Here is a 14,033-nt window from a genome sequence, read left to right on the forward strand (position 1 = left end):
AGCCAACTACCGTGGTATCGGATCAGCTGAGGTCATTGCGAAACTGTGCTGGTGTTTTATGAAGCCAGCCTTTAAATGCCCTTCTGAAGTTTGCAGGATCACTGTAGCCAAGCCTTTCACCGATATCCTCAATGCTCATGGTTGTCGCAAGCAAAAGCTCTTTGGCTAACTCAATACGAGCTTCCGATAATAATGTCTGATAACTGGAATCATGAGCGTTCAGCTCGCGCCTGAGTGTGCGAGAGCTGCAACCAAACTGCTCTGCGAGTCGCTCAATACTGGGAAAGTGACCTACCGTTTGGTAGAAGATCGTTTTTATCTGGTTGGTTAATAGATGCTCTGAATCCAAGGTCTCAACAATCGATTGGCAAGAAGTGAGGTAACGTTTCAGAGTGGCGGCGTCATGAGTTGGTAGGGTTTGGGACAACACCGATGCATCAAATCGCATCTCACAACTGACCTTAGCAAAGGCGACATCACACGCAAACCGTTCATTATACAATGCGGCGTAATTGGGGCATGGATAAGGCAACAACAGCGTTTCAATCGATAATACAGAGCCAGTCAGTTCCTGAAACAAAGAAAGGATCGAGCTAAGAAAGTACTCGCTGCAGAAAGGAAGCAGGTCCCCAACCTCTAATGTGTTGTCGATCAGTATCGCAGCTTTCTCACCATCTCGAATCAACTTTACCGAGAAGATCGGCCCGTTCAAGCGTAGGTATTTAAAACCTGCCTTGATCGCCTCTTCTACGTTTTGACTGGTCGATAACACATACCCCAACACACCAAAGTGGCTCAAGCTAGCGTTTTCCCCAAGCCATAAACCCAAACCATCATGTGGAAAGCTTTGGTTCACAGCACTGAAAATAGACAGTTTATCCGCGTAAGTCAGTTTCGTATTGGGATCTCGCCAATCGGCACTTTCAAGTCCTAAACCAAAGAGTAGTTCTTCAGTATTCACGCCTCTTTGTTCTATGGCATTGAGCAATAATCCCACATCTAAAGCGCCCAGGTGATGGCGGTGCTCGGTTGGCATGTACTCTGCGATAATGTTCAATCGAATCTCCTAAAATCAGATCACCTCCGTCAACGTAACCGCTCACGATCGCCCCTAAATAGGTAAGATCGTGATTAGAAACCCGCTCCTGTCCGAATATGACCTCCAAATTCTACTAAACTCACCGCACAATGGGGTTAATTGTTAAATTAATGTGAACCATCGCAATGATAAACACACTTCCAGCTCCAGACTGCGTGATTAACTCTAATGGTCAGCCAATCATTGGGCATTTCGATGGTGTCCCAAAACATCTCAACATCGATAAGTTTGACTATCGAAACGCCATGGACGCAAAAGCAAGCGCTTGGAGTAAGCACTTCCATTACAAGCAATTTCAGTTTGTGAGCCTAGTTACACAGACTCACATCATTGGCGTTGCTATTGCTGACATTCGTTACTTGAGTTCGGCGTTTTGTTACGTATACGACATAGAGAGTAATCACCTAGATGAGTCCAATTGGCTGCGACCTTTAGCAGTTGATAAGCAAGTTACTCACTCCCCCTTTCAAGGCACAACAAAAATCGCAGGTCATAGTATTGTCTTTGATATTAAAGACGGACATTGGAGCATCTCACTCAACACCAAGCATGTGAAAGCACAACTTAACTTGCGACCAGAGCCCCAAAGCTTGCCTATGGCGATGTGCACACCAACTGGTTATTCAGGATGGACCTACACCCAAAAGCACAATGCACTAACAGTAACTGGAACGCTTGAGATCAACCAACGAGCGGTCTCTCTCAACGACGCACGTGCTGGCTATGACTTTTCTGCTGGATACATGAGACGTGAAACCAGTTGGCGTTGGGCTAGCATCAATGCGCTAGTGGATAACACGAACATTGGGCTTAACCTCGCGGCTGGAGTTAATGAAACAGGTGGCTGTGAAAACGTACTGTGGATTAATGGGACCCGACACTTACTTAGTGATGCACAGTTTACATTTAGCCGCCAAGATACCCATTTGCCTTGGCAGATAACGTCTGCAGATGGACGCATCAACCTGACTTTTACTCCCTGCAACCACCGCAGCGAAAAGCTAAACCTATGGCTGTTAAAGAGTAACTTTCGCCAGTTCATCGGTCACTTTTCTGGCTCAATTAAAGACAACGAAGGGACAACCCACCAGCTCGATGAGGTGCTTGGTTTAACCGAAGATCACTTCGCTCGCTGGTAGAAAAGCCTGCTACCTAGGCGAATTAATGAATAGCGATTAACTCAACATATCACCTCATCACTCAGAGTGGACCCACAAGGATAAAGGATGAATATCGACGCATTAATCAATCACCCAGAATGGCTACTATTGGTACTGGCGCCTTTGTTCATGATTTGCATGCTGGCGGAGTATTTTATTGGTCAGAAACAAGGACGATTACCAGATAACTCAAGCTATAAGCTATCTGAAGTGGTATGTAATTTCACACTGGCAGGTATGCATCAGCTCTCGGACTTATTGACCGGGCTGCTGATCGTTCAGCTTTACCTATGGTTATTTGGTTGGCGTTTAATGGACATAGAGATGGGCGTGTTGAGTTTCATTGCGCTCATGATTTTACAGGATTTTTTTTACTACTGGTTCCATCGAGCAAGTCATCGGGTTCGCTGGATGTGGGCCGCTCATGTCGCGCATCACAGTTCAGAACGCATGAACTTTAGTACCGCTTTTCGTCAAAGCTTAATGTACCCAATCGCGGGGATGTGGCTATTCTGGGTGCCACTCGTCATCATAGGGTTCGACCCGAAGTGGGTGATCTTTGTAGTGCTTTTAAATCTAGGTTTGCAGTTCTTTGTTCACACACAGTGGGTTCGCAGCTTAGGGCCACTTGAGTACCTCTTTAATACGCCATCGCACCACCGAGTGCACCACGGCAGGAACCCGCAATACATCGATAAAAATTACGCTGGTGTGCTTATTATCTGGGATAAGTTCTTTGGTACTTTTGAACCGGAAGTGGAAACTGTACGTTACGGCGTCACCAAACCAGTCAACAGCTTCAACCCTATCACTGTTACTTTCCAAGAGTGGAGGCTGATATGGACAGACCTCAAGAATACGCAGCTATCTAGGATGCAGAAAATTAAGTTAATGCTCTCTCCGCCTTCTGATTAACACCCGCGAATTGATGGATGAAAATGGCCCACATTAGGCGGGCCACCAATTCAGTTTATTTCCAACGCCACTGGCTACCGTTGATATCAGCCCCCACCCGCCAAGTACGGTCATTCCATTTCAGTGAGTTTGCTAAGCCATTCTTCAACTGACCATTATCCCAACGCCATTGTTGAGTCTCATGATTACGGCACAACTCTAAGCTAATATCTATTCCATTCTGGTCAAGACACATAGTTGGTGCGGCTTTGTTGATCAACTTGCCATTCGCATTCATTTTCCACTTTTGATTATCACCATCGTGACAGCGCCAACCATAAATGACTAAACCTGATTTAGAGCCATCGACTTCGGCATCTAAACATTTCAATCCATCCTCTGACTCGGTAACAATACTTCGCCATTCACCAGCGGTCTGCGTACCACTCGATGCTTCGAACAGAGCCTTCACTACTGATGTCAATGGTTGAGTGCTGCGTGATGATCTACGAGCGTTATCTTGCCAAGATTGAGGAACAGGCTGTGTAATGTCCCACAGGCCTTGGCCATCATAGTATGACTTAGCTATCGATTCAGGAGTCGGTGTCCATAAAAAGTCTGGATGTCGGTTCTGGTACCATTCCCCACCAATCGCATTACCATTTTGATCAAGTTCCAAGTCGTAGTAATAAGTAACGTTAGTAATACCATCGTAACGCGGTGAGTCACTGGTTCTATGGGTTGGGGACGTCTCAACGACATAACTGACCACCATCTGAACGCCGACCACGCTTTGTGCATTTGAAGAACGGTAACTAGAAAATCTATCTTTACGGTAATCACTCAGGTCAATGGTTACCGCTGCTGGTTGAGAAGCGGTTTGGTTCGTTTGTGGATTAAAATAGGTCACCTTATAACCAACAACAGGTTGATTCCAAACTTGATAGTCATAAGTTGCGTCCATGATTAAGCTACGCTTGGAAATGCCCAATTGATTTATGATAGATAAGTGCCAACTGGCTGGGTTGGTATCTACACAATTCGGATCGACAACACGCCCATTTTCATCTCTCTCCGGGTCTTTTATGTTACAGCGCCCACCAATAAAGCGAGAACTAAACGGCGCTTCAGACCATAGTAATGTCCCGAGAGCTTTGATATCTGACGGGTAGAAAGTAAGCGGCTCTCCATTCGCGTCAGGTACAATCAACGATTGCTTTGGTCGAGGAAGCATATAGGCGGCAGGTGCCCAGCCATGGCAAAGGCCCATCCAACGCTCCACATGGCCACGAGACTCATAATATCCCTTCCCCGACTCCCATGAACGTTGGGTCAGCGTGAAATTCTCATCTCCAACCAGAAGATCATATTTTTCTGCTGGCGACAGGTCATCACGGTCTTTGCCCTGATAATACTCTAGTGGTTTTTGTGAATGACTGAAGTTGAAATAGTCTTGCCAATTGTTCGCTCTCAGTTCCTTATCGGCATAACGCCAAGCAAGTGCACCAGAGTAGAGAGGCCAATAGGTATCTGACCAAGGTTGAGCATCAAGTCGCGTTTGATTAGGTGCCACTTGAGCCAATTGGTTTAAGTTGCGAATCAGTCCGTTCCCTGCATCAACTAAACGAGCTGGGTTATCGTTTTGTCGAATCGGTGATAATAAGAACTCTGATATTTCTGAGTTTGCCTCTCCCCTTCTCATGATGGTGTCTCTCATCAAGTCTCGATGACGACTCATATACTCGGAGTTCTTGGAAAAGATAACCTGACCAGTTTTTTCCGGAATAGCATCCATAACCGTCTGGGGAGATTCATGAAACGCCTCCATGAATTCAGTGACTTGTGAATCACTAGCGACTGCGGCATATGGGAGTATCGCTGACAATAAAGTTACGATCGTTTTCATTAAAATTTCTACTCTCTCAGTTACTGTTGTTATTGATAATAATTACCATTAACAGGACAAAGTAAGCAGAGTGGTTCGCTTTATGGGATAAATCAATTTCACGATCGTGCCAATAAATCAAACTGTGATTCGCTTTCGAATAACACCTCCATTTATCTTCTGAACTAATTAGAACGCGAACTATCTATAAATAATCAGATAGATACGCAACAACCCATATTAAACAATAGGCATAGCATGTATAATAAAAAGCTATTAGAAATTGATTATTATTACCAAAATGAAAACATTACACATTCGCTATTTGCTTGCCCTTTGCCTCTCTGCACTACCATTTACTTCACTCGCCGCCCTCAAATATAACGCTCAGTATTACAGTGCTGATAGCATTGAAGCCATTCTTGAAGATATGTCTGACCCAGGATTCGAATCGAATTATGGAGACTTCGCTAAGATCCGGTCGCAGCTGTACCAACAAGCAGGAGCGCAAAACCAACACCTAAACCCTAGTGAGATTGACGCACTAGAAAGGTATCAAGATGATGCCTATCAGCCGATAAGAAGAGGGTTAGCGCAAGGGAGAATGGACTCGGAGACAGAATCATTAATCAATGAAATAGACTCAGCGTTCGAACATGGCATCAAATACAAAGGGACGGTGTTTCGTGGGGAGAGCTTACTCTCCGCTTACGGAGACACTGTAAAAGTTGGAGATATCGTCAGTCCCAATTCCTACTTATCTACGTCTATCTCGAAAACGTCTTCTTATACTTTTCATAATGGGCAACTTTCTCGATTTGAGCTTAACCTTGGTCAACATGGAATCGTGATACCCACGGTGCGCGATGATGAATTAGAGGTGCTGGTTAATAGAAACTCTCTGTTTGAGGTCACGGCAATCAATACCACCCCGGAGGGAAATCAAGTGATCTATCGCGAGGTATCAGCAGAACAGGTCGGCACGCGCCCTATAAAAGATCTCCATTCAGGAGAAAACCTCACCGTAGCAGAAGCCTGTATCTACTAGTGACTTTGCCGTTAGGTAGGAAACATTAGGCATTATGATAAAAGCTGAGGACATCTTTCCTCAGCCTTAACGATCACTAATAGACCTTATGAAAGTCGATCAGCTGAAATGTTAAGTCGCTTACCCAAAAATCCCCATCCAACTCGGCACCTTGTACGAATCGTTTGTCTCCCATCTCTAAGGTCACAATATATTTACCCGCGATAAGCCCTTCGACCATGTAAAAGCCATCACTCTCTATTTCACTGGAATATTCGGTGCCTTTCTGGATGTGTTTAAAATGCAGGTGCGCATTGCTCTCTATATCCCCTTCCACAGTGCCATCCACACCAAATGACACCACCATCTCGATCGGTGCATGGGTTTGTCCCACCTGCTTAGTATTTACAAACACTGGATTCTGAATTGGTGTTAAGTTGAGGTCTAACGCTCCTTCATCGATATAAATTGGTAGCTTTTCTCTAGCAGGAACACTTGAAAACTCAAACCTTCCTTTTGAATTACTAACAGCACGTTGGTCTAAGACCTGTAAGCTGACTCCGGCTATAGGTTGCTTGTGATGGTCATACACGATGCCGGTCAGTTTAGAGTGGTTGTATCGATTCCATTCAACAAACTCGCCAATATCTTCGTCAAAATAGGTTTTCGCACCAAATTCCGTGGTCATCTCGACGCCATATCGGTCTTCTGTGCCTTCCAATTTAAAGAGCAGATATGGATTCACGCGTGCTTCCAAAGAGGCAGTAAATGAGACCTCTTGTTTCTGGTAGCGTGCCGATACATTAGTGGTCAGCTCTTGAAATACCTTCAAAGGATCAAGCACACACTCTTTACAGGCATTTCTTAAGGAGAGCTCAGTGCGTTCATGATGTCCAGACCCATTCACTGTTCCAGATATATTCCACGATGTGTCAGAGAAGCCGCTTTTGGCGAGCTCGACGGTATGCAAGTAACTATCTTGGTGGGTATCTTTCGTGTATTGATAATCTCCTGCATAAGAAAGGAACAGGTTACTAGACACTTTGGCGTTCACTTTTGGCTCTACACTTAACTCGTCGTCATCGTTTCTTACCGTTAAAAAGGCAGTGAGATTTGCAAGTGACAAGTTGTACTTGAAGACATCATACTCCATCGACTCTAAATCCAATTCATCGGTCTTATTAAGTTCAATCGATGCGGACTGATCGGCACCTAGCAAGATATCAAACTCCATGGGGAACCGATTAAAATCGGGCAACCAACCAATATGACCAGCAAACCAATGGGTCGGTAAATATCGTCCCTGAAAACCGACTAAGTCTTTACCATGCTGTCGTCTGAAAGCACTACCCACGGTAAAATAGTCAGCGAGGCCATACTCTAACGAGACAGCGCCAGCTCGATCCGCGCCTTCATTACCTACCACCTCAACGCCCCATTCATTGTGTGGTAAAAAGGCATCTTCTAAACCAGCAACGGTGATCTCTTCCTCCTGCCACACCCCTTTAGACAAGTAGTAACGAAACTTTATGGTGTCACCTGGGGAAATGTTGTCTTCTTCAATGACAAAACGTCCAAACTCATCAGAACGATAAGTGGTTTGATAGATACCATTAACCAACACATCAATGCTGATATTGGGTTGAGTTGTACGTTCCAATTGTAAGTTGCCGAACTCTGGCTGACGGTTTCGATTGGTGTAGTAAAGCCCGTCTTCAAGAGTTTGGTTAACCGTAAAAACGCCGCCATCCAACAATACATGCCCTAACTCAAGCGAGCCCTCACCATCGTTAGTCTCAACCGCAATGTTGTAATAAACGATGGGCTGATCTTCTCTCGAATCAATAGACAATCGGGATAAGGAATGTTCGGTGCTTAAAATGGTATCGGAAATAACGTAAACATCGCCGCCCTCTTCACTGTCGTGATATACAGACGTTGCTACTCGTGTCGCTAATCCCACCCCAGCAAGGGGATCGACCGCAGGCACGTTAGAGGCACGTTTTAATTCTTCGGCTTTCTTGCGGGATTCATTTTTGATCTTCGAGATCACCGCTTCCAACTCGGTCAAGGAGCTGAATTCCGGAGAAACGGTTAGCCGATAGTCATCAATATCCCATCGGACTTTGGCAGAGATACACGCTTGTAGGCTGTACCAGTGGATATAGGTTTCAGACTCAATCACTTCAAACTTAATTGATTGGATATTATTGTCATCGCGATAACAAAGCGCTTGCTGGGTATCAACAATATAGGGGGGAGACTCTCTACCTACATCTTGCGGCAGGTAGATTTCACAATAACCCACGTCATCGCACTGCCCGTTCATCTCTAACAGCGAAAAAGCCGCATTGGATATCGATATGAACGGCTCTTCGTAGTCATCCATCATGACACGGTAAAAGCTATCACCGACTTGTCCTACTCGCACCTCTATATGAGCAGGATAGAGTTCACTCACCTCGCTTTCCTGTTCTGACTGCGAATAAGCGACAAATGGAAGCAAAGAGCAAAGCAAGACAAGTCGACATAACAGGTGCTGGAACATGAATCTTATCGTCACTCAATCGAGCGCGTAAGCACTGACAACATATAGCTCAAGTTATAGAACACATTCGTGCAAAGACTCGTCGTTTTGAACCAGTGAAATCTTTGAGCCTTTCGGAAGCGATTTGGTTAATTCAGCATTACGCAACAACACCACCTTTTCGCTGTGTTCGTCGACATTCAGTTTGGCGCTGAACTGAAACTTACCGTCATTGGTGATCTTGAGGTTCTGTTCATCACATTCAAACTTAACATCTTGGACCTGTTCACCTTTTTGTACGTAAACCGGCACATAACTGTTGATGTGGAAGTTAAGCTGGAACGCTGAACCATTGTTAGATCGCACCTTTCTGGACAGGTCTGGCGGTGAGGCTTCGGGCGCTTTCGCTATCGGAGAGAACCATAGATAAGCACGGTATTCACCATCAGGCATGTCCGCAGGTAAGGCGTTCATGCGCAGGCGAACGGTGCGCCTTTGGTTAGGCTTCAATTCACGAATAATCGGTGGTGACACTTTAATCCAATCAGCGATGTTTTCAGACTCAGCAATATTGGCATCGGTACGCACCAGCCCACTCGCCTTTACTGGTCGATAGATAGGTTTTATCTCTAATCGAATCGGTTCATCTGAATTGTTTTCTACCACGATTTTTTCTGTCACAGAGGTATCAGCATCTAAGACGAAACGTGTTGGTGCAATAAGGAGTTGAGCATAGGCTTGTGCAGTGAAAAGTAAGCCGACAATACATGAGATAAATAACTTCATTTATAATTAACCTCAAAAGGAATGGTACTGGTATAAACGCCAGCTGGGTGATTCGCGCCGATTTTTACTCTTGCGCCAATACACAGCAGTTTACTTCTGCCATTCCCTTTTATTTTCGCTCTGCCCCTTTTCGACAAGCCGCAGCCAAAATAGAACTTTTTGATACGAAGACGTTTAGACTTTTGGGAATGGTTAAGGTATTGGTTAGATGGGAGCGAAACCACGATCTTTTTCCCTGGCTCACCTTCGACATAAAAGCGCACCACATAAATCTGACTACTCGATGGATTAGCATCGGCATTCTGTCCAGAACCAGAAACATACATGCCCGGAAATTTTACTTCCATATTCTCAGGAATTATTTCCAGAGCATAGAACGGGCTTGAATAAAAAATAAGACCAATATAAGCCGTGTACTTAACTACACATCTAAATAGAGACTTCATAGTAAAAGCGGCTGCAATATAACAGCCACAATATTAGACTAGTTTCATTTAATTACTGGTAAGTTACATCTACTGCAACGTTTGCAGTATAAGTACCAGCGACTAATGTTGCGCTCGAAGTACGTGCAGTGCCACCAATATTAAGATCCGCAGTACCCCCGGTAAGAGTTATCGCGTTATTAAAGTCAAATTCTGCCGCGATTGTATTTACGCCGTTAACCAAGTTGGTATCTGAAATACTTACTGTTACCGTATCACCAGACTCTCCAGAAAGCGTAAACGCCGCAGCTCCTGCATCACCTTGAGCGACAACAACATCAGTAGTGTTGTCTGATGTGATGATACCGAAGTCTAAATCACTGGTTTTTGTCATTGTAATTGCTTGTTTTACTTCTAATGTTGCATCAAAAGTGTCACTCACAGCGAAAACGTTCGCTGAAGAGATAGAAAGTGCAGAGACAGCAACAACCTTAAAGACTTTGTTCATTTCTTTAATCCTTTATATAAATTCGACTTTATTATTAGGGTTACCTAACAGCCAACCATAGTTAACAATTAAGTAACAACAATCCTATTTAGAAAATATATATATTGACACTTATTTATAAAGAAATAGAGAGCAGTGAGAATAAGATCACGCAAATTGATATAAATAACACTAATAAAAATAATGGTATTAGAGCATTCCATCCAATAATATATAAAACTCGTTTTACATACTAATTAGTTAGTTAACCATTTATTTAATCAAGTAAAAACCTTATTATTGGAATATATCCAGAAATACCGACCAAGATAAACTTGAAGTCATACCAAAAAACGAAATATATAGATCATCATGTTGCAATAAATTCTCAAAATTGAAACAAGTTAGATTAATCCTCTCATTGTAATAAAATTGAAATACTAAGAAATCAAAGGTGAATTATTTACCCTCACAATTTATGATGTATTAAAATTAAGACATGTCAAATTATCTAACATGATTATTTATTGTGGTCATTAAAACTATAAAATAACATCATTTAGGATAATAATTTTATATCTATGACTGGTTCTACGATTTACTCTAATGACCGATTCAGTTTCATCTCTCAGGAGCGTTTAGTGCAGCAAAGCGCGTGACGTTGAAAGCGTGATGTAAGGCAGATACAAGCAGTAACACACTCTTCATAGACTCAAAATGTTTTGGCTATCCAGAGCTGATTTTACCCCCCCAAATGGTGTCCCCTTCGAGCGCTTTGTCACACCACTTTGTTGGTTGATCTTGCCAATAAATAAGCAAACTAAGATACCAAGTCCTCGATCGCAGTCTGATTGAATAGGAATGCAGCACTTTCCTACAATTTATTTGTGATCTGGGTTGCACGCGTACCGCATACTATCAGATACTGAACAAAACTAACCTTCAGCCACAGTACACGATTACCCGTAGACTGTTCAGGAAATTCAATGAGTTCAGATAATCAGCCAACCTACTTCTTTTTCGATTACGAAACATGGGGCGTGAGCCCAGCAAAAGATCGTCCAAGTCAGTTTGCCGGCGTTCGTACCGACCAAGATTTCAATATTATTGGTGAGCCATTGGTCATCTACTGCCAACCTCCTGCTGATTATCTACCTGCACCTGAAGCCGCACTGATCACTCGCATCACTCCACAAAAAGCCATGTCTCAAGGCCTACCGGAACCTGAGTTCATCGCCAAGATACATGCTGAGCTTGCAAAACCGAACACCACAAGCCTTGGTTACAACAGTATTCGATTCGATGACGAAGTAACGCGATACACCTGTTACCGTAACTTCATTGACCCATATGCATGGAGCTGGCAAAACGGTAACTCTCGTTGGGATCTATTAGACGTGATGCGTGCCGTACACGCTCTGCGCCCTGACGGTATTGTGTGGCCAGAAAACGAAGAAGGTTTCCCAAGCTTCAAACTGGAACATCTATCTGTGGCAAACGGCATAGAACATGAAAACGCGCACGATGCGATGGCGGATGTTATCGCGACTATCGAACTAGCGAAAAAGCTGAAAACCGCACAACCTAAGATGTTTGATTATCTCTACAACATGCGTCACAAGCGCAAGTTGAACGAATTAGTCGACATCGTAAACATGACACCTCTCATGCATGTGTCAGGCATGTTTGGTCGTGACTGCAATTACACAAGCTGGATTGTTCCTATGGCTTGGCATCCAACCAATCAAAACGCGGTTATCGTGGTGGACTTGGCAAAAGATCCTAGCCCTCTGCTTGAGCTAGAGACTGATGAGCTTAGAGAAAGGCTTTACACCAAACGCAGCGACCTGAATGAAGACGAGCTACCAGTGCCAATTAAGCTGGTTCAACTCAACAAGTGCCCTATTCTAGCGCCGGCAAAAACATTAACTGCTGAAAATGCCGAAACCATTGGTATCGACCGCCAGCAGTGTTTGAAGAACCTAGCGATCCTACGCGAACACCCAGAAATTCGTGAAAAATTGATTGGCTTATATTCACAGGAACGTGAGTATGAAAAGAGCGACGATGTAGATACCCAACTTTACGATGGCTTCTTCTCTCCAGCAGATAAGACCGCGATGAACATCATCCGCGAGACTGATCCAAATAACTTAGCAGCGTTGGATATCACCTTCAGTGACGAACGTATTAAGCCTTTGCTGTTCCGTTACCGCGCTCGCCACTTCCCATGGACGCTAGACGAATCTGAACAACTTAAGTGGGCAAACCATTGTCGTGAGTTTTACGAAAGCCGCTTAGAAGAATACATGCTCAACCTAGAAAACCTCGCACATGAACATGAAAGCGACGAAAAGAAAATGGCTATCTTGAAAGCGGTGTATCAATACGTAGAAAAGCTAGCTAGTTAACCCATTATCGAGAGATGTAAAACCTTGAAAGAAAGATTGATCAAACTCGTTTACTGCTTAATCTCCTTCACCTTAATCATAGGTGCTCTCACTGCAGGCAACGCGTTACAGCAATACTTAGACACCTCAATCCCTGGCAGTATTTTTGGCATGTTGATTTTGTTTACTGCCATGGTGATAGGTATTGTGCCTGCGCACTGGGTACAACCTGGTGCCAGCCTAATTATTCGTTTGATGATTTTACTGTTTGTCCCGATCAGTGTCGGGCTTATGGAACATTTTGACATGCTTATCGCTAACGCACTGCCGATTATGGCAAGCGCGGTGGGCGGCACACTCATCGTATTAGTATCTTTGTCATGGTTCTTAGACCGCTTGCTAGCGAGAGGTAAATAATCATGTGGATTCTATTAACTATTGTGGTGTTTCTGTTTGCTCGTTGGGTAAGTCAGAAAGTGAATTCCCCGCTATGCAACCCGCTTTTAATAAGCATTGGCATCATCATTCCAATTCTGACGTTCTTGAAAGTCCCGTTCGAGACCTACTACGCAGACAATACTTGGATTACGTACATGCTTCAGCCAGCGGTTGTCGCCCTAGCTTATCCTTTATATGAGCAGCTACCTCAAATTCGAGCTAACTGGCGAATCATAACCTTTGCATGCACACTGGGTAGTGTGATGTCGATGACCACAGCGGCAATGATTGCCGTCGCTTTCAAAGCTGACCTAAGTTTGATTGCGAGTCTATTGGGCAAATCAGTCACCACACCCATTGCAATGGAAGTATCAAGCCATCTTGGTGGTGAAGCGGCTATTGCTGCAATACTGGTTCTCATCGTTGGTTTATTCGGGGCAATTTTTGCTTACCCTATCTACAATCTAATTGGCATTAAGAGCCCTATTGCCAGGGGTTTAACCATGGGCACGGTTTCTCACGCGTTAGGTACGGCGACTTGTGCCGAAAAGAACCAAGAAGATGCGGCTTTCAGTTCACTGGCCTTAGTACTTTGTGGCGTTATCACCTCAATCATCGCACCTAGCGTGTTTGGCATGGTGGTCTGGTTCTATTCCTAGCCTAGACGCTCAAAGCCCGATTTAGCCCAAGCCTAACCCTGTCAATATCAGTGTTTGCTTGGGCTTTTTATTGCCATTTATTCAGCTAATCACCGGTGATTTTGAACAATAAGTGCGATATCAGCTGTAAAAATGGTCCTTGCAATCGATTTCAAGTGTGACCTCACTCTAATTATGCAAACCAATGTAACAACAACAATGCAATGGTGATCTTTATCACAGAAAATTCCTGAGCATTGCATAAACTTAAAGCCTA

12 protein-coding genes are annotated in these 14,033 nt (G+C 44.0%); 6 read left to right on the forward strand and 6 right to left on the reverse strand.

Going from position 1 to position 14,033, the window contains the following annotated elements; translation table 11 throughout:
• Window positions 1-22: 22 nt before the first annotated feature.
• On the reverse strand, window positions 23-1,057 hold the full coding sequence (locus F0232_RS10980; RefSeq protein WP_105057004.1) for an AraC family transcriptional regulator: 1,035 nt from the start codon (window positions 1,055-1,057) through the stop codon (window positions 23-25).
• A gap of 167 nt (window positions 1,058-1,224) precedes the next feature.
• Here F0232_RS10980 and F0232_RS10985 point away from each other — a divergent pair, with 167 nt between their 5' ends.
• A complete protein-coding gene (locus F0232_RS10985) occupies window positions 1,225-2,238 on the forward strand; it encodes a DUF2804 domain-containing protein (protein WP_061031502.1) in 1,014 nt (337 codons plus the stop codon).
• Window positions 2,239-2,325: 87 nt separating this feature from the next.
• Window positions 2,326-3,174 carry a sterol desaturase family protein gene (locus tag F0232_RS10990; RefSeq protein ID WP_105057003.1) on the forward strand — a complete coding sequence of 283 codons (849 nt, stop codon included), beginning with the start codon at window positions 2,326-2,328 and terminating at the stop codon, window positions 3,172-3,174.
• Window positions 3,175-3,229: 55 nt separating this feature from the next.
• Here F0232_RS10990 and F0232_RS10995 read toward each other — a convergent pair whose 3' ends face one another.
• On the reverse strand, window positions 3,230-5,059 hold the full coding sequence (locus F0232_RS10995; RefSeq protein ID WP_105057002.1) for a ricin-type beta-trefoil lectin domain protein: 1,830 nt from the start codon (window positions 5,057-5,059) through the stop codon (window positions 3,230-3,232).
• A gap of 280 nt (window positions 5,060-5,339) precedes the next feature.
• Here F0232_RS10995 and F0232_RS11000 point away from each other — a divergent pair, with 280 nt between their 5' ends.
• Complete coding sequence (locus F0232_RS11000; RefSeq protein ID WP_105057001.1) at window positions 5,340-6,086, forward strand: ADP-ribosyltransferase; 747 nt, start codon at window positions 5,340-5,342, stop codon at window positions 6,084-6,086.
• 76 nt (window positions 6,087-6,162) lie between these two features.
• On the opposite strand, the gene F0232_RS11005 is transcribed toward F0232_RS11000, so the two are convergent.
• From F0232_RS11005 to F0232_RS11020, 4 genes are read right to left on the reverse strand one after another with little or no spacing between them, the layout of a single operon-like run.
• Entirely contained in the window at window positions 6,163-8,613 is a 2,451-nt protein-coding gene (locus F0232_RS11005; RefSeq protein WP_105057000.1) for a carboxypeptidase-like regulatory domain-containing protein, read from the reverse strand.
• Between the two features lie 54 nt (window positions 8,614-8,667).
• Entirely contained in the window at window positions 8,668-9,378 is a 711-nt protein-coding gene (locus tag F0232_RS11010) for a molecular chaperone (protein WP_061031506.1), read from the reverse strand.
• Entirely contained in the window at window positions 9,375-9,824 is a 450-nt protein-coding gene (locus F0232_RS11015) for a DUF4402 domain-containing protein (RefSeq protein ID WP_061031507.1), read from the reverse strand. The genes F0232_RS11010 and F0232_RS11015 overlap by 4 nt, the downstream gene beginning before the upstream one ends.
• A 52-nt stretch (window positions 9,825-9,876) precedes the next feature.
• Window positions 9,877-10,311, reverse strand: coding sequence for a DUF4402 domain-containing protein (locus F0232_RS11020; RefSeq protein WP_008217484.1), 435 nt, complete (start codon window positions 10,309-10,311; stop codon window positions 9,877-9,879).
• 965 nt (window positions 10,312-11,276) lie between these two features.
• Here F0232_RS11020 and sbcB point away from each other — a divergent pair.
• From sbcB to F0232_RS11035, 3 genes are read left to right on the forward strand one after another with little or no spacing between them, the layout of a single operon-like run.
• Entirely contained in the window at window positions 11,277-12,701 is a 1,425-nt protein-coding gene (sbcB, locus tag F0232_RS11025) for an exodeoxyribonuclease I (RefSeq protein WP_061031508.1), read from the forward strand.
• Window positions 12,702-12,725: 24 nt separating this feature from the next.
• Window positions 12,726-13,097, forward strand: coding sequence for a CidA/LrgA family protein (locus F0232_RS11030; protein ID WP_008217481.1), 372 nt, complete (start codon window positions 12,726-12,728; stop codon window positions 13,095-13,097).
• A 2-nt stretch (window positions 13,098-13,099) separates the two neighbouring features.
• Window positions 13,100-13,777, forward strand: a complete 678-nt coding sequence (locus F0232_RS11035; protein WP_105056999.1) for an LrgB family protein — start codon at window positions 13,100-13,102, stop codon at window positions 13,775-13,777.
• Window positions 13,778-14,033: the final 256 nt, after the last annotated feature.

Origin of the sequence: Vibrio sp. T3Y01, from assembly GCF_013114525.1 — a bacterium.
GTDB lineage: Bacteria > Pseudomonadota > Gammaproteobacteria > Enterobacterales > Vibrionaceae > Vibrio > Vibrio chagasii_B.